Consider the following 24,364-nt stretch of genomic DNA (forward strand, 5'->3'; position numbering starts at 1 on the left):
TATATTTATCGTAATAATACTTCACCATCTTATACCACCAACCTTTTATTCACACTGTCGTAAACTCCTCGAGTAACAACCACATCTGCCAACGTGTTTAGATCCTCTGTAAATTGATTCGATGTGAAATTGTTTGAGTAGGACTGTTCCAAGTTCGTTAACCGCAACCCGATTTTAGAAATATCCTCTGAGTTTTTATTTGCCCTATCGCTCGTCACATTAAATCTAAGGACGAATTCATTGAATTCCTCACGGGACACATAGCCGGCATTGGAAATGTTTGCTGTAATATTAGCCGCATTCGCTACAATGACAATAATCTCAAATTCACTATTAATTACCGTGGTACCGCCGTCAGCAGGGAGAAAGTCCGCTTCTTTCGCTAACGCTATTGCAAAAAGGATTTCCCCTAAGTCCGGATCATGAGCATATAAGCCGATTTCCCGAACGTAAAACCCTTCAGCTAGACCTTCATTTGTAATAGCCGAGTGGACCTTACATTGCCCTGATTCGACTTGAATACCAGTTATCCATAAGTCTCGAATCGGATTAAGCAAGTACTCAATATCCTCAAGGTTTTGCTCTCCGTGATTGCCATCTCCAATCGCTACTTTCGTGAAATTGAGGACGACTCCACTTTCAGCCTTCGCCTGTAGGTCACGACCTTTCTTGGTCAGGACCATGCCTGTAAACTCTGCCATTGTCACACCTCCGATTTGATAATTGTTCTTGTACGCATAGAAATAAATCCAGCATAATATTTGGTCTGCTGGATGGATGGCATTATAAATGCCGCTGGACGTATTTGGATTTTGTTTCGGGTTGAGATGATGCCTCCGAAAAATAGATTGGATTCTAAGGAGCGTTTGATAAGTATTTCTTCTAATGTAGATCGTCTATTTTTTGTGGAGTTTACAATATCTACAATTCTAATTAAATCCTCTTCTCCCTTGAAGGATCCGTTTACTTCGATACGGAAGAAGAAAGGGTTGCCTCCGTATTCAAACCATTCCGAGACAAGACCATTCAAACCCGCATTTGCCATTGCTTTCTCGACAGCGCCTGCCGTACCTTTAATCATATGCAACAACATTGAACTGTCGATGATTTCTCGTTTCAATTCAGGAGAAAGACTTTTATCATAAAAATCTACATGTAAATCAACAGCAAGTGCATCCAAAACTTTTATATCCTTGATGTTTCTATTACTATGAAAATCCAGTTTGTCTGCTTGCGAATAGACTGATCGTGTTGATCTATCGACCGCTTTTGCAGCTGCTTTAATATCCTCGTCATCACACAAATTAATTGGAATGAGTTGATACAGTTCAGAGTTTGAAAGATTAATCATCTTCCATCCCTCCAAATACAAGGTTCACGGTTCCTTCTCTTGCAATCTGAGTATTGGTAATAACTGTATCAACGGGTAATGTGACGTCGACACGCTTAGCCCCAGCTTTTCGTAGTTTGAAAACAAGCTCCGATGGATTGATGTCTCTTCCTATCTTTGATTTTTGCCAAAGTAGAAATTCATTGAAAGCAACTTCGATTTCCTCTTGAATCATAGAAGGATCCAATACCGTATTTGGAATGTAATAAGTGACATCAACGTCATATTCAACAATCGACGGAGCTTGAGGGTTAACAAAATCGGTTAGTGGGCGAATATCTTTCGAAAAATAATTGTACAGGCCATCTAAAAATGCCTGAGTGGGTAATTCACCATCTTCAAGCAATACTATTAGATTGACTACTCCTGTCCCTTTCTCGCTGTGTACTTTAATGTCACTAATCAACGAGCTGTATGCTAAAGCGTGATAGATATACGCCGCTTCGGGTCCGGCCACGCTAAATCCTTCTGGAGCCATATGAACTCGTTCCCGGAAACTATCATCATCTTCTCGGTCTAATCCACCCTGCGAAGTGTCGATATTAACAGCTGAAATTAAAAATGGCTGTTGCTCGACCATGCTATTGATTTGACCAGGCGCGTACCCATTACCAGCAGACCCTGGCACTTCGCACACAGCCGGAACGATGATTTCCGTTTCTCCAGGAGCCAACACATGGTCAATCTCCGTCCGGAAATAGGTGCCGTCAGCAGGCATGAATCTTTGACCTGCCGGAATAATACGAGCAACAGGGGAACTCAATGACGCAGTAACTTTCATACGTGTCCTTGCAGGCTTATCCTCTTCACGATATGTTTTAACTTTTGCGCCCAAATGATCTAGCTTTTCATCCCTTGCAAATTTGACAAAGTTTTGTTTAGCCGCATCGTTGATCTTCTGCCTCAACTGAATTTCCCTTAATGCCTGGGTATATAAAAAGATGCGTATTTTGTCTCCTGGATAAAGTTTTTTAACCTTGCCAGTATCCTCAAAATACGCTCTCTGATAATCTTCTACAATTTCATTGATAATTTGTTTCGGATTAATTTCAACAAAGTCAAAATCCGGCAAGTCACTCAGTTTCAATTCGTAACACCACCCTCGGGATAATCTCGCCTTCTTCATTTCCGCTAAAATCTACATGATCAACAACTGCACGGGGCTCGTACTTCCTTACCTTTGTTACTGATTCAACGACATACATACTTTTTGCCTCATTCATTGGCATGTCAAGCAACTCAACGGACATTCCAAACGATCTGTCAAAAGGGACACTTCCTTCGGGTGTCGTCAAAATGACGTTTACATTGTCCAACACCTCAATTACATCGACATCAGTCGAACCGTCAGCGATGGTAATCTGCACACTAGTTAGATTCAACATTTTATTACAACTCCTCGATATACTCTTCGAGCGTAATATCCACGTTACAGCTATACAACTCGCCGCGATTAAATACGACTCCCCATGCCTGTGAGACACTATTAACCGTCCATTTATCTAAACCAAGTGCTCTCGTGCCAATTACGAGGGGATATGCAAGCCCAGCTCGATTGATTCTAAGCCATTTTTCAGCTTCAACTCTCGGATTGACTCCATGAGCTGCAGATAACTGGATAGTAAATGTTATCGTGTCGAGTTCCGGTCCTAAAAACTCCTTTAAAGGTTTTCTTCCAATGACGCTGTGGTTCTCAAAACGAGCAGAAGAATCCCTTTTAAAGTCTGTAAAAGTCAAAATCCGTTTATCATTTGTAATGAATTTTATTTTTCCGAAGTAACCAATCATGACGATTCACCGCTCGTAATGACACCACCAACATACAAGTCGCCACGAATAACCACACTCTTTGCATTTTCAATCGTCAACTCCTTTGAACGGTAGTTGTACTGAATGGATAGATCGTCGTCTAATTGTTTTACATATACATCTGGATCCGGTACGGGAGGAGTGTTTCCATCATGAAAATACCGGCCAAGACAAAAACCTTGTTCCGTCCCGTTCGGCAAAAATAAAAAGAGCGCACTATCCCCTACTTTGGGGAAGTTTTGCTCCGAACACATTAACGCTATGTCAGTTGATACGTCGTCATCACGGTCAGGAAAAGTTGCTCGAACTGTTCCCTCGTGTACATCAACTCCATCGATAATGCCTATACGAATCACATCGTTTAAATCCATTTAATAACCCCCTGTTAGCACCTTGTGCAGTTCCAAGGTAGTTTTGTAACCCGACAAAGAATGTGTTGCTTTTTCGACATAGTATCTCCCGCTGAAACTGCCGAAGCCCTCCAGCTCAATCGTGGATGACGCCAATATCCTTGTATCTCCAACGAGTTCAAGAGTTGCTTTCATTTCTTTTCGATTCAGCTTGCGCAATGTTGCTTTTGCTAGCCTTTGCGCTTCGTCGATGTTTGCAACGCGCTTATTGATTTTATATATACGATCTTCATTTTTATTGATTTTTTTTGGAGCAAAAAGATATTCGATACTTTTCTTTTTCTTCCCGTTGAAGTATTTTAACTGGACACCTGCGTAAGCAGTGTTAGTTTCAGTCGATTTGAATGAATAGTTGAGAACCGTGCTGTCGCTCTCGTGGAAAGTTGCAACCGGCTTCTTTTGCTCATATTCGGATTCCTTGAAAATGATCAATTTTTTGTCGGTTACTTTTAAGGAGAAACCCTCATCCTCACAGGCTTTCTGCAAAAATGCAGAGTCTTCTTCATCCTTCTGTTGTCGATCCTTGAAAATCGGATTATCTTTGCTATCATAAAAAAGTTGAAGTCCATACCGCTTGGCGATGTCTTCTCCCATCGCTTTTAGGGTGATCCCCTTCCACGACTTACTTCGTTTCAAATCCATGAAATTCCGATTCTTTGGAATGGAAATTCCCTTTAAGCTAATGACAGATGGACGACCGCGGTATTCCGGTTCATCTACGACAAAGAAGCCGCAAGGCAACTTCTTTTTCTCACCATCTTTTCTCCAATTGACAGTCACAATACTTGCGACGAAAGTGTCACCTTTTTGAAAAACCCACTTATCAATCCACTTTCTTTTGACGTCAGATATTTCTACGGCCACATCATCAGCGCTTCCACCTGCATTATCGGTATAGGTAAAAGACAGAAGATCCTTGCCAAGATCTTCTGTAATGTCGACATCGTTATATTCCAATGCAATATATGCTCTTCTTGCCTTCAATTCAGCACCCTCTTCCAAGGTGGTAGGCTGTCAAATTGTTCTATATCGTCTATTTCTGGCACTATCAATTGTATACCAGAGGAAAATACGATTACGTTCGCGACGTCAGGGTTGGCCTTCATCAACACATCCGTACGAAACTCAGTGCCATACACTTTTTTAGATACAATATCCCATGTATCTCCTTGAACAGTTGAATATGTCATGAAACCACTCCTTTACGCGAACAATAATCTATCATCATCTTCCTCTTTTTCACGGATCCATTGATTGAAATCTCGTCTACTTTTATTATCTACCTTTTCGACATCTTCCTTAGACGTGTCACCATGGAAGTGATAAGAAGGACTGTATACATATTGATTGCTGGAATCACCTTTGCCCTTTTGCGGATTTAGTAAAGCTTCTAATCTAGACAAAGGAAGTACAACTTCCTGCTCCGCACCCTCACCGATCATTGCAAGAGTAGGACCTGTCGTAATGCCACCCTTTGCAAGCATCGGGATTTTCGGTAGGTTAAAACCAAGTGTTTGACCACCAAGTTTAGGTACCCAATCTGGCACTTTGAAATTGATTTTATTGATGCCGCCAATCATTCCATTTGCCGCCGTAACTAGAGCATTAATTGCCCCACGACCTGCAGAAGTGACTCCATCAAATAATCCCTTCACTAATCCAGTCGCCCCACTTACAACATTTTGAACAATCGTTCTCAGGTAATTGAAAGGTGTCGCCATGACGGTTTGCAAGTTCATAAAAATAGAATAAATGTTGGTCTGTAAATTTAATATAAAACCCTTTACAGATGTTATAAAACCGCTTATTCTACTGACAGTCCCGCTTACGATAGTTGAAATAATGTTACTTATATAACCAAAAACATTGGAAAATAAATTTCTCACTGCCGAAACGATCGACATGAAAATATTAACTCCGAATGCCCTTGCCGTTTGAAATATAGTTATAAAATTGGTTATTGCATTTCGTGCAACTCCGATTATTTTACCGATTGAACTAGCAATTGTACGAAGTATACCTACCCCGATTTGATAGAACTTGTCCATGAATAAGTGGTAATAATACTGGACATTCGTTGCCAATTTGGGACCTAATCCTTTAAAGAAACCTATTATGGACTTAACGACAGTGGCAACGCCTTTGACAAGTCGCCCCATTATCAAGAGATTCCACAAATTCCAGAGAAATTCAAGTGCTCCTCCTAAGAGCTGCTTCACGCCATCCCAAAGTCCTTTCCAGTTTCCCGTAAAGAGCGAGGAGAAAACTTTTACGAGCCCCAAGATGACATTCAGTCCACCTCGGATTACACCCTTCACGTTATTCCAGATCGTGTTGATCACAAATAGTACAACAGGAGCTAAAACCTTAAAAATGTTACCTATCACTTTGGCGACATTCTTTACAGCCTGAATGATTTCCGTTCCATTTTCATTCCAAAATGCAGCTATTCGACCAACTACGTCCTTCACAACGCCGACAACCGCTCCTAAACCAGCTTTCATGTAAGAAGCAACCAGCGCCGCTATTTCTCGTACCTTGTCGCTGTATGCCTTAAAACCGTCTGCAGCTTTCGAAACGACAGGACCTATTTTTGAAAAAACGTCTCGAATTGCCGAAAATACGATGGGAGCATATTCTGCGATTTGGGTAAAAGCTAACTTGAAGTTTTGTTTAACTGTTTGAATCAATTTGACGACAGTATCAGTCTGTTCTTTAGAAAGTCCCATGCTTCGGAATGACAAAATCCCTTTGACAGTGCCGGCGCCACCTTTGAAGATATTGAATATCCCGCTAATAGCTTTTCCAGTTGTTTGTGCCACTTTTACAATTCCTGAAAATGCTGGTTTGACCTTGTCCACTATGTTAAAAACAACAGGAGGTAACTTTGAAAACGTTTTTCCAAACCAAGCCATAGCAGCTTGAATGTGAGGTTTTGCCGGTTCCATGATTTTTGCCATCGTAGAGGATATGGAAGATTTCAAACTGTCCACGGATCCAGTCCAGTTCTTTTTCGTTTTCTCCATGATTCCGGACATTGCAGCAGTTTCGCCAGCTACGCCCTTTGTACCCTCTTGCATGCCTTTTACAAGCATATCAATGGATTCTGCGGACTCGAACATCCCTTTGGATATTTGTTTCTTTAATTTATCAACTGACGTTCCCGTCTGATTGGCCATTATTTTTAATGCTGGTATTCCGGCATCCATTAACCGATTGATTTCACCAAGACTCAGCGTTCCAGACACTTGAATTGCTCCAAATGCTCCTGCAATCTGTCTCAATCCTTCAGAACCTTTACCAGATGCAGCTGCTGCATCTCCAATTGCTTTCATCGTTGGTACGACTTTTTCAGCGTCCATTCCGAATGCGATCAAGTTCCTTGATGTCTCAGCCAAGTCAGGAAAAGCAAATGGCGTCGTTTTTGCAAAAGCCAGCACTTCATCCAGAAACTTCTTGGCTGTCTTTGCATCACCCATCATAACTGTCAGTGATGTCTGTGCGTTTTCGATGGCAGAAAGACGGTTCATACCCGATGCAGCCAACGCTCCACCACTTAAAAGGCCGAGCGCTCCTGCATATTGCTGCACCATACCAATCGCACTGCGAAAAGGTGCAATAAGACCGGAAGTGATGCCGCCTGACACGTTTTTAATCATATTCCCGAATGCTGGTGTGACACTTCCTACTGCCCCAGTCAGAGACCCCATTGTGCGAGTTAAAGTACTTGTTGATTTTGTAACGGATCCGGAGTTTCTGTTTAGCTGTGATAAGTTTTTATTAGCGCTAGCAAAAGCAGTTCGAAGGGAAGAGTCCATTTTAGCGCCAAGTCGAAACGCTATTTCATAGCTTTTTTGATTCATGCGATTTGTTCACCTCCGCGATCTCGTCAATGACCATTCGCAAATCTTTCGGCATCAACTTTTCAAAATAGTCGATGCCCGTGTAGGTAGACACAGAAAGACGGACGCACACTTTTCGCAGTGTACGTCCGTCTATTTGTTTGAGATATTTGTTTTTCTCTCGCTTAATTATGCCTACCCGTTGAAGAAACCCATAACGACACGCTTCACTTTTAGACCTTCCACTGCCGGAAGCCGCTGGAAGAATTCGACTGGCTTTCCGGTCGCCTTGGCCGCGATGATACAGGCATAACCTGTTGTCATTTCATTCATGACTGCGAATTGTCCGGATTCGCCGAACTGACCATCTGCTTGGATTAAATCACTTGTTATAAGGTTTTCTAAATTTGATAGATCGACTTCTGTATGCTCGTTCCCTTCAAATGGATACGGCTTTTTAAATTGGATTAAATACTCATTAGATTCTGGCATCTGAATTCCTCCTGTTAAATGGCATTCCGGACATCTTCAAGTAGGTCGTCTCCATCGACGATATAAATCGTGTTCAATTTATCCAACTCAAGCAACGTCCTGCCGTTTTCTTCAATTTTGATATATAGAATTTCTAGAGTTGCTGCTGTGTCTGTTGGCGTACCAACGCCAACTTTTCCGAGACTTAACGATTTGGGAATTCCTCGGATTGTAATTTTCAACGGGCGAATACTTGTCTTTCCTCCCGTAACGTCATAACTTTGTTGAGCAGCACGCAAAACTAAAGTTTGTCCACGATTTTTCAAGAATTGAAATGACGAATCGCTAATCGTCCTGAAAGATACTTCGATTGTTTGAGAACTGAAATGACCAGGGGTTGTTGATTCATATTCCCCCGCAATTCCAGCGCCTGACACTGTTTCTGTCATTGCTTCAAAGTCGGGAAGAGTAATTTCATTTGATACCCCTACTAACTTATCGGCATCATTGTAGACGTTAAAGTTTACGACTTTTTCCGGAATAGTACCTGCCAAATTACTCACCTCCAAATAGTGCGTTTGTTAAGATTGTTGGGTCGAATTCCAAGACGTTCACGATATCTTCAGCAGGAGTAAAGAACGCTACCCTTTGAAAGAATTGTATTCTGCCGTTGAGAAGATCGATGTCGGGATTATCTTCTTTACGAAATTCCATGACAGCGCCAGCTATTTGTCCCCTTGCTTTAAATCCATTTGCCCTTATATTCTCACTATCAACAACGGATTCAATCAATCTTGTATTCGTTGGGTTATCAACTTTTTCAAAATACGTTTGGATAAATGTGTTTCCCCACCAATTAAACATACGTCGAATCGGAATGAAACGGTCCTTCACGTCTGACGTGCTTGGATATGCAGCCGTATTATTCCCCCATAATCTCCAGCCGTTGATGTTAATGGCCGTCACAATACCTGAACCGTTTAGGAAGTTCCCTTGGGGTTGATCTAGATAGAGGCTTGTTCCGTCTGCCAAAACCGTGCCAGTGATTGGAAGACGCTTGTTCGATGGCGACACAAAAGGTACATCGTCGTTTTGAGCATCAGTAAAAGCCATCAACGCTGCAGCTAAAGCACTCAGCCAGTATGTTTTATCACCGATTTTAGCTTTCGGGAAGCATACGGTAGAATCTTTGCTTGTGTAGCTGTTTTCGCTCTTCCACGCAGGTGCGTCTTGATAGTTTTTCACTTCGCTGCTATCAATGTCCAGGACATTATGGGCATTGAAGCTTGAATTGATAGAACGTGTTTTTGCATCAATCACCGCTCCAATAACTGGCTTATGCGACCATCCCGGAGCCAAGATCAATCCTGGAACAATGTTTAACCTTGGATATACCTGGTTGATGACTTCCAAGCCTTCATACGTTCCATTGCTAACATCGTACCCCCCGATAATGTCGTTGTCCGTCACCTTTGATGGGTCTATTTTCTTGTAAGAAACTGTGATAGATCCATTAGAAAGAGCCTCTCTCAACATGGTAATTACAACGTAGCCGTCACGATCAAAACCTGTAAGGTAGTCACTACCAAATACAAGATCCTCAGAAGCCGATTTTACGGTGATCGTTTTAAGCAAAATTCCTTTTTCTTTTATGAGGGCTTCACTGTTCACAATCGACACAGGAGCATCGGGTACTTCCGTAAAGTGTCTAGATGGATCCAACACGTTAATCAAAATGATGGGCGCAATATTGAAAACACGGAAGGATGCATCCATTGATTGACAAAGGGTGAATTTATCCCAATCGTCGTCATAACCCACTTTCTCTACTGCTTCTTTCCAGTTGTAAATAATCACTGGTTTGTTTACCGCTGAAGTAGGATCCTCGGTCAAATTGACAGGGGCCGTGCCGACAATAACCTGGACACCTGCATCTGATTGGATTGGAGGGATAATGGATGTTGCGTTTTCTTGTATCCTAATACCATGGTTATAGCTCACAGCCTATTCCCCCTTTCTTGAAAATAACTTACTACTGTTTGATACAACTGAAAGTCTCTGGAACCAACTTTACCAAGGTTTACACGGGTTTCTGCCAATTTGGAAACCGGCTTAAATAAATGCATCAGCGCAGGACAATCCTTTTCAGCTTCCTTGGCCTGTTCTGGGATGCCGTTTTTAAAAACAGCATACTGTGGCAAGGAGCCCGCTGGAAAAGACGGTCCGCAATACACCAAAGGCTCTACTGGAACTGTTTGTCCCGTCAGAGCCTTTTCGACCATTTCTTTTGAAACTTTTTCATTCATTTTCATATCATTGCCTCCACATCATCACGCTCAACGCGTGGAATAGTCCAATACGTTTCTCCCCATGCAAAGTAAAATGGGTAGTTTTCTTGGTCGCTATAATGCCATTTAGGGGTATCCTGCAATTCAAAACGCTCATCGATCATAGGAATTCTTACAAGTTCCTGATTGACACTCTCCGCAATATTGACAGCATCTTTATATCCTTGGTTGTCGTCACTTTCGTCATGGGTAGCAACGATAAAGAGTATTTTCGCCTGCCCGCTTTCCCACTCATCCAGATAGACAATGACGCATGGGTAATTTGTGTCTGTTGGAATACGAGAAGTGGACTTTGCTTTCCTTGGCAGATGTTGCTCAAATACCGGAATTTTTTTCAGCTTCTCTTCTTGCGACGATAGCAATCTACCATCAAGAACCGATTCGATTTTTTCTTTTAAAGCAGTCTGCAAAAACAACGGAATCATCGTTTACTCCTCCCCTTGTCCAAAATGCGACCGATTTCATGCTGCAAGCGACCTTCGAAAGTGTCCCGGCCATCCTGTTCAATCTTTTCACGAATGTCTTCACGACCGAGCATCTGGGGCACTGAGGGGCCGAATAAACGACGAATCGGAAGCCTTGATTTCTTAACTCTCATAAATAGCTTAGGTCCGCTAATATCGGCCATGAACGCACCTGGCACTTTATTGCCACCGCTCTTTTTTACAGCTACAGTCAAAGGGGTCTTTCTATTCGGATTTATCGTTCTAGGTGATACTTTGAATTTGTCGAGCCCGATCAAGCTGCCTTTCGATACAACGCCCGAGCTAAGCGATCCTCTATTCGCCCGAATTTTGGACAATGTGGCGTTGATATCTCCTGCCTTAATGTGATAATCCCTTCGAATTTCTTTTCTCACATTCGTATTGATATTAGACATACCGCGATTTAGAGCATTTGAAATTGCATTCGGGGCCTTCTTTTCAAATTCACCAAGACGCAATTGCACATAACGGACGGTCGCTTGATCTATTTCTACAACAACCCTCATCCACTATTCGCCTCCACAGTGATAGTAAAGAGCCCAATATCTTCTTGGACATTTGTTATTCGCCATTTAACACCATCGATGACAACTGTGTTATCTGGACGGGGGTAAAATGACAACTGCGATTTCTCCACATAAAAAAGGAGCTCCTCATTATGAAGCTCCCCTTCCAACCCTTTTGCCAATTGTCGCTCTGTCATTTTATCGGCATCCAAGACAACTATGACGGATTCATCCTCAATAATGGCTGGCTCGCCAAATTCATCGAAATTGAGAAACGTTTTTAAATCATCTTGAAGGATGTCTTTAAAATCCATTATCGTTACCGATTTTCTAAGAGATCAAGGAAATGGTCATCTTGTTCTTTATCGATGATAAGTTGGATCAAATCTTTTTTGCTAATGTTCCCCGCAAATTCTAATCCAAGCTCTTCTGCTTCGCGCTTTAACTCAGGATATCCAAAACCTTCGTCAATTTCTTGATAGACTTCTTCATCCGTCATTAGATCTTCCGCGCCTTGCAAATCACCAACATCTTTAGGTGGATCGTTTTCGATTTCCGGTTCTTCAATAAGAACTTGTTCATTTGTCGATTCCACCACCTGCAGCTGAACAAGTCGTTTTAAGTCCTTCTTCGCAATTGTTTTATCTGGAATGATGGATCCGGATTCATACCGGACTCCATCGTGCTCTAAGTGGGTCAATACCTTTAATGGCATTTTAATTCCTCCTTTTTATTAAACTACTTGCGCTACAAGCCAACCATCTACGTCTGTAGGCATAGGTACTGGGCGAGATGTCAAACGGAGCATCGTAGTGTCGTTTTCCACGTCAGTCCATCGTTTCGGAACGGCGCGACCTTCAGTCGTCGTTAAGCGTCTTGTGGATTCGTCCATTTGTGTGACTGCGCCATACGCAAACGCTCCGCTTCCAGCTTTAACGAGTAACGCTGCACCTGCCGGAATATATGGTCTTTCTTCCCCTTCATCATCCAAATACCATTCATCATAGGAGTAAATTTCAATACCCAATCCTGGAAGTTTCCCGAGGAATGTAACGGCATCATCCTGAATCCTTGGGTTCACTTCAGCCATGTTCATTCGACGGTTGTCCATTAGCTTTTGCAGATTTTTGTTATTTAGATAAGCCGTCACCGCATCTTCACCAAGGAGAAGAGTATCCGGTGCAACACCGGTGGCTTTTGTAACTCGTAACCTCCACGCGCGCACTTGTGTAACTATATTCGATGCGTCTTCACTCCACATCGACGTTCCGGAAAGGATGACTTTGTTAGTAAAGCCGTAATCCACAACTTGTTCAATGACACGGTCATCAGAATCACTTACGCGGCCTTTAAGGATGACTTTGCCTTCGAACAAAGTTTGGGCAGCCATCCATTCTTCGCGCCGAGCGATATAGTCATTCAGGTCCTGCAAGTCATCCGCAGTCAACTCCACTTGTCGTTGCGCCGGGGTTTTTCTACTGTTTAACTGCTCTCCGAAACCACGATTCATCAAGTCGTCAATTGTCATTGGTCGTTGAGGAGCGACGCGAGGCGCTTTTATTTCTTTAGTTTCGAATCCTTCTCGTCCAACCGTGATGCCACCGACGCGAGGAGCAACGACTGGTGCCATTCGTCGGCGTCCTTTTTTCACATCAAAAAGTACACTTTCCGTGACAAACGTTTTCTCTTTCGGGAAAAATGTGTCTTTTAAGAACGTTTTCGGACGTCCTACCGTTTCAATCGCTTGCAGCATTTCATGAGTTGTCAATAAGTCCACTGTATTCATGCTCGTCCTCCTCCTACTGTCGCCTTGATATAAATGCCCTTTGTACGCAATGCTTCACGGTGCTCTTCAATATCGTTTTCACAAATCAATGAGGACTTAGCAAATGCACCTGAAAGATATGTCACTACCGTCATATCGGATTCACCAACTAATACGGTGTCAGCTAAGATGCGATCTCCTTCGATTTCAGCTGACGCCTTTTCAAATTTTCCATCTGCCCCTTTACCAAGAACAGTTCCACGCAACAAAAGACCGGCTTCTGCTCTGATTACTGCAGATCCGGTCTGTAAAGGGAATGATATATCCGCGATTAAATTATCAGTTTGACTCTTGCCGACAGTTCTAAATAGATTTTCAACCATTACTTAGCTCCTCCCATCGCCGCTACGAGAGCGCTGACTTTTTCATTGCTTTTGTCTTTCGGATCGTCTAAATCTGCTTTAGCAGCAGGGATACCTCCAGCTTCTTGCGCATCATCATTTCGATTTGCGATGAAGTCCGCTCCAATAGCCTTTTCCGCTTTAACAATCTGCACTGCAAGTTGTTCACTTGTTGAATTATTTTCGAATTTTGCTTTGTTTACCAGATCTTCGATGCCTGGGTAGGCAAGATCTTCAATTTCCTTGATACGATTATTTTCCGCTTTTACGCCTTCTTGGTAGCCTTCATTCTTGATAGTTTCATATAAGTCGGGAAAGTCGTTTTTGATTTTTTCTAAATCCATTTCTTCTTCATCTCCTTGTGAATTAGTATGTGCCGCAGGTGTTAGCTGGGGATCTATTTGATTAGATAGGTTCGTGGTTTGACTGACAGGAGTATTTTCAACGCTCCCTTCTTGCGAACCTGAATTCAAATCGATTGTTCCACTGGCAACCATTTCTTTCATGCGATTGATCACTTCTCTGGGGAGTATGCCGCCGTCATGGTTCGCCACAATACCCAAATTGGCTGCCTCGTCTTCAAACATCACCTTGTCAGCGAAACCAAGTTCCACTGCTCGTTTAGCTGTCATCCATGTTTCTTCTTCCATTAGTTGCAGTAGCTCATACTCACTTTTCCCAGTCTTCAACTGATAAGCGCTGACGATAGACTGGTTGACACCTTTTAGGATGTCGCTTGCTTTGTCCATTGTTCTGTAATCGCCTTGTTCGACCATTGACGCGTTATGGATCATAACTTGACCGGTAGGGGAAATCAGTATTTCATCTCCCGCCATCATTAAGAACGATGCCGAACTTGCAGCAATCCCTACAGCTTGAGTGATCACCTTACCTTTATAAGACTTCAATGCCGTATAAATTTCAGATGCAGCAAAAACTGAACCACCATAACTGTTGATTAGCACTTCAATGTCATCATTGCTTGATTGCTCTGCTCTTTCGATTTGCCTTATTACTTTTTTGGGGCTCGTAGCTTCAATGCCATACCATTCATAAATCCAGATTTCGGAATCATCTACAATGGGACCGTTAATCCTGATTTTCATTGTCTATTTCACCTCCTTCAACATCAGCCTGAGTTGATGTGTTAACTGTTCCTAGACCGTCCCTCCGACGTGCTGCTTCCTCAGCCACCAATGTGCGATGATTTGAATCATAACTGCCGCCTGAAAGCTCAACGGTTTCTTTTTCACGCGTTGAAAATCCGTTTTCGACTTTCAGCACGGACGCCTTAACCTCTTGCACTGGATTCAATTGACCCATCGATGGACCGTTCCATTCCGCTCGACTGTATGCCTTACGTATAGATGGATCAGAAAAAAAGCCTGGTGCGCGAACTCTTCCTTTCGCCACGGCCTCCGCCAGCCACTCTTCAAAAATGGGTTGACAAAAATCAGTGGCAAGTCCGTCGCGTTTTTTTCGATACATTTTCCACGCTTACAATAGGGCTGCTCTTGATGCAGAGTAGGATGCTGTAAAATGTTTCAACAAAACCTCATACGGAATTTCCAAAGCTGAGCCAATCTGTCTGCAAATTGATTTAACAAACCCATCGAACGCAGTATTTGGTCTACCTACTTTCGTCTCAGACACTTTTTCGCCAGGGTTTAGAAAGTTAACCGCGCCATTTCCGATTTGAATATCATTGTCATAGTCGTCTGAAATGTTATCCTGATCATGTGAACTAATGCCCCCAAAATCGGAAGTAGGTGTAGCTTCAATACCCTGTTCAATAAAGATGGCATACATCCCATTAATGACCGCTGCCATTAATTCAGCATCCGTGTATCGGGTCAGTTGTTTAAGCTGCTCAATTACAGGCGTAAGAAATGGAATGCCTCGCCTTTGTTCCGGCCGCTCCATTTCCATAAGGTGCAAAACATTAGGTCGACCTGTCCTTCTGCCGAACCTTTCAACCCTGTTCCACTCGTTGTTAAACAAAAAATCCAGCGAGCGAGGGTGCTTTTTTGCGAAATGGAATGCAACGACTTCGCCATAGCTATCTACCTCAACGCCATTTATGATATTTTCTTTTTTAGTGTTTGAAGGAGTACACACTCGATCCGCTTCAATTAGCTGTATGCAAAGTTCATATGGCGTTCCAATTCTTTTTTTAGTAGGAAGTAATACAAAGGCATCACCCGACATTAGCTGTGACAAAAAAGACAACTGCTGCAGTTCATAAAAGTTATTTACTCGGGTAGCGTCGCAATTGATGCTGTCCGCCCACAAATCGAACTCCCGCTTTACGTTTCGTTTCCATTCATGAGCTTCTTCAATCGACATCCCTAAGAATTCATAGTCAATTTGGGGATTTAATTTCAAGCCTGATCCGACTACGTTCGTATTTAAAGTTTTGATAGCCCCCGTCGCAATTCCACCTGACATGTATAAATCCCGAGAGCGTTCTCTCAAAGTCTTTGCATTTGCTTCGATATCTTCAATAGCAGAACCAGCATTCACGATCCAACCGCGTGTGCTATTTTTATCGCCACTTGCACCGTGCGAGCTATAACCATTCAATACTTTAGCTGTTTTTCGATGTGCCATTCTTTGTAGCCCTTTCGAGGGGCTGATATAATTGACAACTTTGTCTAATAGATTCATAAATCACACCTCATTTAAAGGTCCCGTGGAATGAAACGCCTCACCCGCGAAACACTTTTTCCGGCTTCGATCATTTCTGCTTCCTGTACCTTTCGCCGCCAATAATCAAGCGTTTTGCGAACTTCCGAAATGTGCGCTCTCGTCAATGTCCTGCTACCAATTGTATAGCTTTGCCCTTGAGACACTTTCATTTCCGCTTCTAACCACGCATTGAAATGTTTTCTAGCCGTTTTAGAATCAATCAATGGCTCCCTCATTGCCGTCTCCTCCTTCTCCGCTTCCTTCCAGATGCCTGAGTCCCGACCATCTGATACTCTTTATCGAAGTTTGGATTCAAGATTTCGATGGCTGCCGTGTTGTAGACACGTAAGTCGAATCCTTCATTTCGCGCTCTTGTCTGCACCCAAACTTGATAAGGGATCCCTCTTTCATAACGAGTTTCTAACCGTTCAGAGGTTAGCGTTTTGAAGTATTCCAATTCATAACCATACCCTTTTGGATAATGACAATAATTCGGGCCAAAATCCTCAACTTGAAGACTGGACATGACCTTGCTTTTTCCTTCGTTTACTCCAAGCGTGACTAAAAGCGCTTTTAACGGTTTTGGCCTGCTTGTTCCTGCTATCAATGGCGTGTATTCACCTTTTCGAGTGGATGCCCCTTTTATGGCGTAGACCCTTCTAGCCTCGCGAGGAAGAACGAAACGATAAACCTCCTGGGTGAAGTGTCCCCCACTGTCTATCAGAGTACAAGCAATACCGAATTCCCGACCGTCCGCTTTTTGCCAAGTCTTTTGTAGGTACTTATCCAATTCATCCCATATACGGTCCTCATTCAGATCACCGCGCAGAATGTGGTATTCGATACCCCAACTTTCACGGCCTTGTCCCCATCCAACGACCTCGATTTCGAAACGATCGTCTTGCACGTCAACTGCAGCAGTAAGAATTTTTACGCCGTCTGGAACACGAGCAGTGTAATCTTCACGTCTGTTGAATAGCACTTCCTCTTCGAGTTCCTGTCCTTCTTCCTCCCACGTTTCTCCAAGAGCCGTGTTTGTGAAAACTTTAAGAGCCTCGGTTCCCTTTTTCTTAGCTGTCTTGAAATCGCGTATGATTTCACCCCAACGTCTGAAAGGACTGAGCAATTCATTAAGGTGAAACCCGCGCATTTTGGATTTGGCCGTCGCAATCCATTTCCCCTCTTGCTTTTTCCATTCGAATTCTCCACTTAAGTAACCGCACTCAACGCATCGATGCGATTCAGTTTCAAAGTCTATTTGAGACCAGCGTAAGGGCTGCAATGCTTCGCATCGAGGACATGGTAGATTGTAAAATTCTTTCGTACTCAACTCGAATTCTTTTTCGATCCGAGATGCCCCTTTTACAGTCGGGGTTGAAACTTTCATCTTTTTACGATTGTAAAATGCCGTCGTCCGTTTTTCTGCCAAATCCAAAGGATCTCCTTCTTCTCCTGCTGACACCGGAAATCGGTCAATCTCATCCGCAAGAATAACTCGGATAGGACGAGCAGCTAATCCCGCAGGAGCATTAGCGCCACCAAGAGCGATAAAACCGCCTGGGAACGATTTATACAAGATTGTATTAGAAGAATCTCTTGATTTCGTATTTCCAACACGTTCCCGAAGTCGAGGAGTATCCCGAATCATCGGTGCTACACGTTCTTTCGAAAAATCCTTTGCTTTTGCTTCCGTAGGTTGGATAAAAAGTATAGGAGACGGATCATAATCGATAAAATAACCAAGCGTATTCAACAGAATTTCGGATTTACCGACCTGGGCTGATGCCATGATGACAATATCTTCAACGTAAGGATCATTTACAGCATCCATAATCTCTTTCAAATATGGCGTTCGTGAAGTTCGCCACTGCCCTGCCTCGGCCGAAGACTCTCTTGACAATCGACGGTGCAAATCTGCCCATTCGGAAACAGTAAGATCAGATGGAGGAGTCAAACCGTGATGGGCAATACGCTTAAATAAATCAATCGTTTTACTTTCGATCAACGATGCCAGCCTCCTCAGGGCTTTCAACGTAAATCTTGTCATCACTTTGATCATAGAAAATGCTTGGATCGTAATCAGATAACACCTGCATGACCTCTTTGATATCACTGGTAAGCATTTCTCGAATCACATTCACGTCTGTTTCCCCTAATACTTTCGGAGCCGCACGCGTAGGGAAAGAAAGAAGTTGAGAACGGAAGACCTCCATCATTTTGTTCATGACTTCTTCAACGTCATTTGAACGATGTAACTCTCCTGACATAATTTTGTACTCAGCTTCCGACTTCATCCGTCGTGCTCGAATCCAAAGCGTCTCTTCTCTCAATTTATCCAAGTCAGGATCGTCTTCAATGAGCTTATTTTTTATGTAATCGTTGTAGCTTCGAACGCTTGCCACAAGATCATATCTTCCATGCGCCACTCGGACGATTGCTTTTTCATCTACTAGCTGCTGAATTCGACGGGCGCTCAAACCCATGATTTCGCAAATTTCTTCGGTTGTAACGAGGTAGTTTTTTTCTTTCAAACCCTTGCTACTCATGGCTTCGCCCTCCTTTCCGGCAACCGTATTTTACTCACCAACCAACCGAAAACGAAACGACCTTTTCAAAATACTAACTGGACGATTTCCGGGCTCGATAGCACCCGTAAGGATTAAATTGTGTCCAAAGAACCTACAATTCAGACAATTCATTTCGATAGCCGTTCAACCCTTGTGGCTACTGGGTTTGTCATACATTGTGCTATGTCCTCTTGTATCGCTCTCTTCACCCTTAGCGGGCAAGTGGGAAGCAATCACCCTCGAACGTGACGTTTCCTATGAAATGTCTTATTCACTTAGGGGTTGCAAACCATTGATATTACAAGGTTTTTCTTTTTCTTTATTTCTGAATATGTTTTCTTCTACTTTTATGTCGCGTTCGAATGAAAGACTGCTGATCGAACGCTATTCAATAACGGCTCCATGCTTGTTTTGTTCAATAAAAAAACACTACGCGTCATTTGTGAGCGTAGTGTTCGTTAATTGATCTGGTTGTAAATCGGAAAACTGAAAGGCGATATTTCTATTTTCACTTTAAAATTCTCCCATATTAGTTATTGACGATTAGAACTCTCAGTTTTGAAATTTAGAAAACCTAAAATCGACATTTCCATTTTCGGAAACTCAGATACCAGGAATTCGATCCAACCCTTGAATATTTTGTTCTATCCTCTCAGACATTACGCCTATGTATCTAAGCGTTTCGATTTGCTTTTTATGATTAAAGATTTCCTGAAGTTCAGCGACGTCTTTGTACTGTTGGTAATATCTGAAACCGAAGGTCTTTCTCATTGTGTGTGTGCCGACCCTTCCTTCAAACTCCAAGGCGTCAGCTGCTTCCTTTAATATTTCATATGCGCGTTGTCGACCTATCGGCTTTCGCTTTCCATTTCTTCCGGTTTTTCTTGATGGAAATAACAACTCAGTACGCTTCATTCCCATAGTATAATCTTTCAATATTTTTTTTAGTTGAGGATGAAGAATGATTCGTTTCATTTTTTCGGTCTTCTGTTCGAACAAAACCAAGTGCGCTCCTTCTACATCCAACACACGCAAAGGAAGAATATCTGAAATGCGCAATCCAGTATAAACGCCAATCATGAACATCACATAATCTCTCTCATTCTGTTGCTTCAAATGATTTGCAAATGCAGCCACGTCTTCATCTTCTCTGATTGGCTCTACAACAGTCATACCATTCTCCACCCTTCATCCTTCACTGTTTTTCTTGCAGTCTCAATCGTATAATTGACAGCCCGTTTAGAGATGCCTAACATCTCTGCTATTTCACGTGGAGTAAAATCCATACCTACTAATTCCATGACTTCGATTTGGCGAGGTGTTAGACATTTTTTAATTTCCCTCACGAGTTCACGACGGATTTCTTGCTCGTACTCTTCTTCTTCGGTTTTAACGTTATCGGTTACAAAGCTTAATGCTGAGGATTCATCATCTTTCCTTCTTTGAATCCATTGATTTTCGAAGGGGATCTCCCTCTCATAGTAAGCGCGTCTTTCAATTCCCCTTATCGCAGGTGGTTCGGCATTATATCGAATGCAATGGATGCTATATGAAAGACTGGAAACCATGCTGTTCACGATCTCCCGCTCAATTTTCAATTCCCTTTCTTTCGTTCGAAGTCCGTTATACCTTTCTTCCAGCTCGTCAGCTCTAGCGTCCATAGTTTCGTCTTGCACTTTCTTAATCAAACTAAATTCTTTTATAGCTTCTTCTATTTTAGCCTCGCAATGTCCGGCAGCATCATCTAAAAGTTCTTTCATCTTCCTGGTCTGTTTTGCCGTTCTCTTATACTCGTCGAGCAATAATTTCACGTTTCTCACCTCGCTAATTTTTATAATGATCAAGTTTGTTAGCGTTGCCTGAACGCCCCTCCTCGTCCTCTTGAAAATTTCGGCCTGAATTCACCCATCAGCATGCGCAGATCATCATTCGACAAATTCTCATCACGCTTGACGGAAATGTCTTTTTTGACAGTTTTCTTTTTATGAGCATTGTCATTCGCTAATCCCTTTTTCAGCAATTCACTTTGTATCGTTCTCAATTTACTCACCACACCGAAATAATCTTTCTAACCGCAAATGACGGCCGATTATTTATCACTTGGCTTTTCTTTCGTGTATCCCAATCTATATACCATCCGTGCATAGCTTCGTTTTCTTCAAATAATCCCAATGTTTCCTTGACAGCGCTCCAAATTCGACTCATTTCATCTCTGATTTTTTTGAAGGCGTCCGCAATATTTTCACAAACCGCTACTATGTTCTGGATCATAAATGCACAATCTTCTAATGACATCGCGGAACGCTCGGAAAATTCAACAGCCAATTCATAAATTCTTTGATTTTCCAATTCATTCACTCCTTTTCAATTAAAAAAGGACACCAAAACAGCCGTTAAGCCATTTTGATGTCCGTCCGTTCTTCGGTAAGGACTAATTCCAAGCGATATTAAGTTTGTATTTGTAATAGGTATTGCCAAATAAGAGGTTTTTATATTCGTTTTTTTGCAATGTCACCTTGCATCCGTCCAGTAATAACTCAACATTCTCTTGAAATTCACGTGATCGAAGAATGTGTGCATCATCTCGTCCTTCAAGACTTATATCTAGGCCTGTGTACCCTTCCCTTGCTGACTCTCTTAATTCCGGTTCATACTTTTCTGCAAATTCTATTGCATGTTCCACAATTTTGTCCAGCCGTTCCAGATTCAATTTTTCCGCTATATTCATCAAAATACCCCCTATCTTTTAATTCTTACTCGTTCACTTCGAACAACATCAAGCACCTTCCAATCTTTCCAAACAAGTGAATCCTCCCCGAATTCCTTTGCGCTAATCGGCGTGCGCACTCCGTTTACTTCAATGAAGACAACATCCTTTTCCTTTTCAGTTTTTCTAACCATCCGGACCCCTCCTATGGTATGATGTATGTATGCAGGCAGGAGGAATCCTGTCTTTTTTTATTTCATACCGTTTAAGTAATTTACACGTGCAGCTGCATCCTCTCGGTTAGCATGATCGCTTTCCGGCTCCCACTTTCCGTCCGGTTTGTAGAAACCCACTGTGTACAATCCCGGTTCGGACTGAATATAAACCCACACCGTATTCATTGCTCTTCTCCCCTTTCGTTGACTTCTTCCCAAGTTATTGTTTTTACAGTACCGTCAAAATGACTTAGTATTTCATCTTTTCCATGTGTATCTTCATAAAGATAATCGAATCCTTGCAGAGAAAAATGAACTCTTTCCTTAAAATCTGTTGGAGTGTGCCCGCTGGTGATCCGGAGCCAATGAAAACCCGAACTCAACTGACAAAGGATCAACTCTTTTTTCTCATCCAGTAAATCGTCAAAGGATAATTGATTCAAAATCAGTCCTCCTTCGCGTTTTGTCCGTAAAGTTGATGTATCTTTTCAATAAACCCTTCTGGCATTATTTTTCTTTGGTGTTCAATGGCAGACAACTCCGATGGTCGCAACCCTAATTTGTCGGCCATATTTTTAAGTAGCTCGTTGTTTTTTATCCGAATGTTACGTAGGTACTTATGCAACTCGCTAGTTTTCAAAGTTAATCTATTCCCCTTTCGCTTTCTTGTCTGTAAAGCGATTTAAAATTCTAATGATGATTTTTGTTGTCGGAAGTCGGTAAAACAAAACAGTTGTAGCCCTTTTGATTCTTCTTTTCTCATGTTCTGAAAATAAGTACTTAAATATCAAATCATCAATCCTTCACAGTTTGGTCGTACTGTTGATTAATTCGTCAACAGGTTAGATTTAATGTATTGCAGTATTTTATCTACTTCACCATCGAGGAAATCTATCTCGTCTTCATGACTGACTGCAAAAAAATTAACTGTGTTGTAAACGTACTCGTCAACAACATCAGGCAATTCTTCTTCCTCATCAAACAGCTTCCAGTCGTTATCTTCCTTTAAGCTGTCGATGTAAAAGTCGAATTCTCTAACCTCACTCACGACGGGATCATCTAACTCCCTATCACAACAGCGACAATACCCTCTTTTAGTCTTGTATCTAACCGTGATTTTTTCATTTTCAGAACTCATATCCATCTCTCCCTTTACTCAACATTATGTGTCTACTGTGAAATCACAAATCTGCCATTCGCTTATGAACTACGATTTCTAAGGCCTGAGCTTCTGTAAAGCCTTCGTGGAGTAAGCTGTCGTATCTAGCTTTTAGGATTTTCGCATTGAGCTTAGCGTTTTCGATAACGTAGGGAACAGCCCGACGCAAATTGTCAAGCTCCATCTGGAATTGCAAGTTTTTCATAGCATCATTCTTCTCAGGCAAGGTATTTCCTCCTTTGGTTTCCAAGTGCATCTAACGTTTATTGAATTAAAAGGGGGACATAATCCCCCTCTCTTTTAAGCAACAATCATAACTTTCTTCAATTCCATCAGATCTGCAAGGTGCTTGGAAAAGTATTCCTTGATGCTGTGCATCGCATTTAATTCCCATGCACCCCCGTCTGCTTCAAACAGCCCCACTTCTGCCCCTTCGCGTAGTCGAAGGATAAATTCTGATTCCGGTTGTGTGACTTCGACAAATGTTCGGAAGGGTTTTAGTTCTACAGGATTCGGAACTGTCTCATTACCGAGTGTCGCAACGCCTGTTTTGGCAACTACTTTTTGCGTAATTCCATCATCGTTTTGAGTAACAGAATTTTCCTCGACAACCGAGCTGATAACTTTCAGGACTCGTTCTCTGTCATCATTAGGAACAAAACAAGCTTGCAGCATGACGTTGAACTTTTCGCGAGATATATACCTTTCAAACGTAATTTGCGGGAGTAAAGCCTTTGCGCTAATGTAGGTTCGGCGATCATTTACGTCATTCAAAGCATCAAAGACATTAACCCTTGTCGGGGATTCGACATGAATCATTACTGGACGCTCATGATCAAAGTTGGAACGGATGTAATCCACCAACCCGGATAGACTTTGAATTTCAATTGTGTTCACGCCATGTTCAACGTTCAGACGGTGAAGGCTGCGCGTTGAATATGTATTGCCAAGCGCCTCCACTGTTTCCGGTCTCTTCAAACCTAACAAATACTCAACAAACTCTTTTAACATTTTCTTCTACCTCTTTCTGTTTTTTATTTAAAGTTAACGACTTTGCTGTCGGTAGCTTTCGTTTTTTCTGTTTCTTCGGCTTTTTGCCCTTTGTCGTCCCGCACTACCCCTTCGTCATCTACATACATTTGACCAGGGATTCCACTTTTCAATTCAGCGCCAGTCGCTTTGCCGTCAGTGTCCATATCGATGAGTAGTGAAGTTCCAATTGGTTGAGACGGTGCTATTGTCGACTTTACTTCTACAGATACATCAGCAAGGTTTCGTTTGTCGTTTGGCTTTATCGTAAGGACCATCGTCACTTTTCGAACCTTTTTAGGATCTGTATTAGGATCAGCAATGTTTTGGAGAACTTTTTGCAGTTCGGTGTTAAGTTTTTCTGATGCACCTCCGTCTGCAAAGCTGTTAAGGTCAATAATTTTTTTCATATGATTTCACTCCTCCGTTTATTGTGTTGCAGCTATTTTCGCTGCGAGCATGTATTTCAAAGTTTCATAGTCTAATTGTTCAAGTGGCTTATTATCCGAGCTGCTGTGCACATTCATTTTCTTCAATAGCTGAATCAAATATTTCTCACGTGCTTTCACGTA

Annotated in this window: 39 protein-coding genes; all 39 read right to left on the reverse strand. The window is 42.2% G+C overall.

Features of this window, described 5'->3' with window-relative positions:
• Positions 1 to 29 precede the first annotated feature (29 nt).
• The 39 genes from AC0L13_RS09500 to AC0L13_RS09690 all read right to left on the reverse strand — a co-directional run bounded on the left by AC0L13_RS09500 (position 30) and on the right by AC0L13_RS09690 (position 24,361).
• Positions 30 to 701, reverse strand: a complete 672-nt coding sequence (locus tag AC0L13_RS09500; RefSeq protein ID WP_473646331.1) for a phage tail-collar fiber domain-containing protein — start codon at positions 699 to 701, stop codon at positions 30 to 32.
• Positions 702 to 703: 2 nt separating this feature from the next.
• Complete coding sequence (locus tag AC0L13_RS09505; RefSeq protein ID WP_473646333.1) at positions 704 to 1,351, reverse strand: phage tail protein I; 648 nt, start codon at positions 1,349 to 1,351, stop codon at positions 704 to 706.
• Positions 1,344 to 2,477 (reverse strand): baseplate assembly protein, encoded by a 1,134-nt coding sequence (locus tag AC0L13_RS09510; protein WP_473646335.1) that lies wholly within the window; start codon positions 2,475 to 2,477, stop codon positions 1,344 to 1,346. The genes AC0L13_RS09505 and AC0L13_RS09510 overlap by 8 nt, the downstream gene beginning before the upstream one ends.
• A complete protein-coding gene (locus AC0L13_RS09515) occupies positions 2,464 to 2,775 on the reverse strand; it encodes a GPW/gp25 family protein (protein WP_473646340.1) in 312 nt (103 codons plus the stop codon). The genes AC0L13_RS09510 and AC0L13_RS09515 overlap by 14 nt, the downstream gene beginning before the upstream one ends.
• Positions 2,776 to 2,779: 4 nt before the next feature.
• Positions 2,780 to 3,178: a phage tail protein gene (locus tag AC0L13_RS09520; RefSeq protein WP_473646344.1), complete on the reverse strand. Its 399-nt coding sequence runs from the start codon at positions 3,176 to 3,178 to the stop codon at positions 2,780 to 2,782.
• Entirely contained in the window at positions 3,175 to 3,570 is a 396-nt protein-coding gene (locus tag AC0L13_RS09525; protein WP_473646346.1) for a hypothetical protein, read from the reverse strand. Before AC0L13_RS09525 ends, AC0L13_RS09520 begins: the two co-directional genes overlap by 4 nt.
• Positions 3,571 to 4,593, reverse strand: coding sequence for a phage late control D family protein (locus AC0L13_RS09530; protein ID WP_473646349.1), 1,023 nt, complete (start codon positions 4,591 to 4,593; stop codon positions 3,571 to 3,573).
• Positions 4,590 to 4,799 (reverse strand): tail protein X, encoded by a 210-nt coding sequence (locus tag AC0L13_RS09535; RefSeq protein ID WP_473646352.1) that lies wholly within the window; start codon positions 4,797 to 4,799, stop codon positions 4,590 to 4,592. The genes AC0L13_RS09530 and AC0L13_RS09535 overlap by 4 nt, the downstream gene beginning before the upstream one ends.
• Before the next feature lie 12 nt (positions 4,800 to 4,811).
• Positions 4,812 to 7,472: a tape measure protein gene (locus tag AC0L13_RS09540; RefSeq protein WP_473646355.1), complete on the reverse strand. Its 2,661-nt coding sequence runs from the start codon at positions 7,470 to 7,472 to the stop codon at positions 4,812 to 4,814.
• Between the two features lie 174 nt (positions 7,473 to 7,646).
• Positions 7,647 to 7,943, reverse strand: a complete 297-nt coding sequence (locus AC0L13_RS09545; RefSeq protein WP_473646358.1) for a phage tail assembly protein — start codon at positions 7,941 to 7,943, stop codon at positions 7,647 to 7,649.
• Positions 7,944 to 7,957: 14 nt separating this feature from the next.
• The gene (locus tag AC0L13_RS09550; RefSeq protein ID WP_473646361.1) at positions 7,958 to 8,476 is read right to left on the reverse strand and encodes a phage major tail tube protein; all 519 of its coding nucleotides are present in this window, start codon (positions 8,474 to 8,476) and stop codon (positions 7,958 to 7,960) included.
• 1 nt (position 8,477) lies between these two features.
• On the reverse strand, positions 8,478 to 9,923 hold the full coding sequence (locus AC0L13_RS09555) for a phage tail sheath family protein (RefSeq protein ID WP_473646363.1): 1,446 nt from the start codon (positions 9,921 to 9,923) through the stop codon (positions 8,478 to 8,480).
• Positions 9,920 to 10,234 carry a hypothetical protein gene (locus AC0L13_RS09560; RefSeq protein ID WP_473646366.1) on the reverse strand — a complete coding sequence of 105 codons (315 nt, stop codon included), beginning with the start codon at positions 10,232 to 10,234 and terminating at the stop codon, positions 9,920 to 9,922. The genes AC0L13_RS09555 and AC0L13_RS09560 overlap by 4 nt, the downstream gene beginning before the upstream one ends.
• Complete coding sequence (locus AC0L13_RS09565) at positions 10,231 to 10,695, reverse strand: hypothetical protein (RefSeq protein ID WP_473646368.1); 465 nt, start codon at positions 10,693 to 10,695, stop codon at positions 10,231 to 10,233. The genes AC0L13_RS09560 and AC0L13_RS09565 overlap by 4 nt, the downstream gene beginning before the upstream one ends.
• Positions 10,692 to 11,261, reverse strand: coding sequence for a phage tail protein (locus AC0L13_RS09570; RefSeq protein ID WP_473646371.1), 570 nt, complete (start codon positions 11,259 to 11,261; stop codon positions 10,692 to 10,694). Before AC0L13_RS09570 ends, AC0L13_RS09565 begins: the two co-directional genes overlap by 4 nt.
• Positions 11,258 to 11,575 carry a head-tail joining protein gene (locus tag AC0L13_RS09575; RefSeq protein ID WP_473646373.1) on the reverse strand — a complete coding sequence of 106 codons (318 nt, stop codon included), beginning with the start codon at positions 11,573 to 11,575 and terminating at the stop codon, positions 11,258 to 11,260. The genes AC0L13_RS09570 and AC0L13_RS09575 overlap by 4 nt, the downstream gene beginning before the upstream one ends.
• Before the next feature lie 5 nt (positions 11,576 to 11,580).
• Complete coding sequence (locus tag AC0L13_RS09580; RefSeq protein WP_473646377.1) at positions 11,581 to 11,976, reverse strand: hypothetical protein; 396 nt, start codon at positions 11,974 to 11,976, stop codon at positions 11,581 to 11,583.
• Between the two features lie 18 nt (positions 11,977 to 11,994).
• A complete protein-coding gene (locus tag AC0L13_RS09585) occupies positions 11,995 to 13,047 on the reverse strand; it encodes a major capsid protein (RefSeq protein WP_473646379.1) in 1,053 nt (350 codons plus the stop codon).
• Complete coding sequence (locus AC0L13_RS09590; protein WP_473646382.1) at positions 13,044 to 13,409, reverse strand: hypothetical protein; 366 nt, start codon at positions 13,407 to 13,409, stop codon at positions 13,044 to 13,046. Before AC0L13_RS09590 ends, AC0L13_RS09585 begins: the two co-directional genes overlap by 4 nt.
• Positions 13,409 to 14,533 (reverse strand): head maturation protease, ClpP-related, encoded by a 1,125-nt coding sequence (locus tag AC0L13_RS09595; RefSeq protein WP_473646385.1) that lies wholly within the window; start codon positions 14,531 to 14,533, stop codon positions 13,409 to 13,411. The genes AC0L13_RS09590 and AC0L13_RS09595 overlap by 1 nt, the downstream gene beginning before the upstream one ends.
• Entirely contained in the window at positions 14,517 to 14,915 is a 399-nt protein-coding gene (locus AC0L13_RS09600) for a hypothetical protein (protein WP_473646390.1), read from the reverse strand. The genes AC0L13_RS09595 and AC0L13_RS09600 overlap by 17 nt, the downstream gene beginning before the upstream one ends.
• Before the next feature lie 9 nt (positions 14,916 to 14,924).
• On the reverse strand, positions 14,925 to 16,094 hold the full coding sequence (locus AC0L13_RS09605) for a phage portal protein (RefSeq protein ID WP_473646393.1): 1,170 nt from the start codon (positions 16,092 to 16,094) through the stop codon (positions 14,925 to 14,927).
• Between the two features lie 14 nt (positions 16,095 to 16,108).
• A complete protein-coding gene (locus AC0L13_RS09610; protein ID WP_473646396.1) occupies positions 16,109 to 16,351 on the reverse strand; it encodes a DUF6148 family protein in 243 nt (80 codons plus the stop codon).
• Positions 16,348 to 18,120 carry a phage terminase large subunit family protein gene (locus tag AC0L13_RS09615; RefSeq protein ID WP_473646399.1) on the reverse strand — a complete coding sequence of 591 codons (1,773 nt, stop codon included), beginning with the start codon at positions 18,118 to 18,120 and terminating at the stop codon, positions 16,348 to 16,350. The genes AC0L13_RS09610 and AC0L13_RS09615 overlap by 4 nt, the downstream gene beginning before the upstream one ends.
• A complete protein-coding gene (locus AC0L13_RS09620) occupies positions 18,107 to 18,661 on the reverse strand; it encodes a hypothetical protein (RefSeq protein ID WP_473646400.1) in 555 nt (184 codons plus the stop codon). The genes AC0L13_RS09615 and AC0L13_RS09620 overlap by 14 nt, the downstream gene beginning before the upstream one ends.
• Before the next feature lie 624 nt (positions 18,662 to 19,285).
• Entirely contained in the window at positions 19,286 to 19,855 is a 570-nt protein-coding gene (locus AC0L13_RS09625; protein ID WP_473646403.1) for a tyrosine-type recombinase/integrase, read from the reverse strand.
• Positions 19,852 to 20,493: a sigma factor-like helix-turn-helix DNA-binding protein gene (locus AC0L13_RS09630; RefSeq protein WP_473646405.1), complete on the reverse strand. Its 642-nt coding sequence runs from the start codon at positions 20,491 to 20,493 to the stop codon at positions 19,852 to 19,854. The genes AC0L13_RS09625 and AC0L13_RS09630 overlap by 4 nt, the downstream gene beginning before the upstream one ends.
• A 38-nt stretch (positions 20,494 to 20,531) precedes the next feature.
• Positions 20,532 to 20,723, reverse strand: coding sequence for a hypothetical protein (locus tag AC0L13_RS09635; protein WP_473646407.1), 192 nt, complete (start codon positions 20,721 to 20,723; stop codon positions 20,532 to 20,534).
• Between the two features lie 5 nt (positions 20,724 to 20,728).
• On the reverse strand, positions 20,729 to 21,031 hold the full coding sequence (locus AC0L13_RS09640; RefSeq protein WP_473646409.1) for a hypothetical protein: 303 nt from the start codon (positions 21,029 to 21,031) through the stop codon (positions 20,729 to 20,731).
• A gap of 82 nt (positions 21,032 to 21,113) precedes the next feature.
• Positions 21,114 to 21,410, reverse strand: a complete 297-nt coding sequence (locus AC0L13_RS09645) for a hypothetical protein (protein ID WP_473646411.1) — start codon at positions 21,408 to 21,410, stop codon at positions 21,114 to 21,116.
• A gap of 11 nt (positions 21,411 to 21,421) precedes the next feature.
• Positions 21,422 to 21,583, reverse strand: coding sequence for a hypothetical protein (locus AC0L13_RS09650; RefSeq protein ID WP_473646413.1), 162 nt, complete (start codon positions 21,581 to 21,583; stop codon positions 21,422 to 21,424).
• Positions 21,584 to 21,640: 57 nt separating this feature from the next.
• Positions 21,641 to 21,790 carry a hypothetical protein gene (locus AC0L13_RS09655; RefSeq protein ID WP_473646415.1) on the reverse strand — a complete coding sequence of 50 codons (150 nt, stop codon included), beginning with the start codon at positions 21,788 to 21,790 and terminating at the stop codon, positions 21,641 to 21,643.
• Complete coding sequence (locus tag AC0L13_RS09660; RefSeq protein ID WP_473646418.1) at positions 21,787 to 22,047, reverse strand: hypothetical protein; 261 nt, start codon at positions 22,045 to 22,047, stop codon at positions 21,787 to 21,789. The genes AC0L13_RS09655 and AC0L13_RS09660 overlap by 4 nt, the downstream gene beginning before the upstream one ends.
• Positions 22,048 to 22,049: 2 nt before the next feature.
• Entirely contained in the window at positions 22,050 to 22,244 is a 195-nt protein-coding gene (locus AC0L13_RS09665; RefSeq protein ID WP_473646421.1) for a helix-turn-helix domain-containing protein, read from the reverse strand.
• 186 nt (positions 22,245 to 22,430) lie between these two features.
• Entirely contained in the window at positions 22,431 to 22,742 is a 312-nt protein-coding gene (locus AC0L13_RS09670) for a hypothetical protein (RefSeq protein WP_473646423.1), read from the reverse strand.
• Positions 22,743 to 22,785: 43 nt separating this feature from the next.
• Complete coding sequence (locus AC0L13_RS09675; protein ID WP_473646425.1) at positions 22,786 to 22,989, reverse strand: hypothetical protein; 204 nt, start codon at positions 22,987 to 22,989, stop codon at positions 22,786 to 22,788.
• A 74-nt stretch (positions 22,990 to 23,063) separates the two neighbouring features.
• Positions 23,064 to 23,774 (reverse strand): hypothetical protein, encoded by a 711-nt coding sequence (locus AC0L13_RS09680; RefSeq protein ID WP_473646427.1) that lies wholly within the window; start codon positions 23,772 to 23,774, stop codon positions 23,064 to 23,066.
• A gap of 23 nt (positions 23,775 to 23,797) precedes the next feature.
• The gene (locus tag AC0L13_RS09685) at positions 23,798 to 24,202 is read right to left on the reverse strand and encodes a replication terminator protein (RefSeq protein ID WP_473646429.1); all 405 of its coding nucleotides are present in this window, start codon (positions 24,200 to 24,202) and stop codon (positions 23,798 to 23,800) included.
• 18 nt (positions 24,203 to 24,220) lie between these two features.
• Entirely contained in the window at positions 24,221 to 24,361 is a 141-nt protein-coding gene (locus AC0L13_RS09690) for a hypothetical protein (RefSeq protein WP_473646432.1), read from the reverse strand.
• Between the last annotated feature and the right edge of the window lie 3 nt (positions 24,362 to 24,364).

The sequence above is a fragment of the Sporosarcina sp. QA0331 genome (assembly GCF_055808055.1).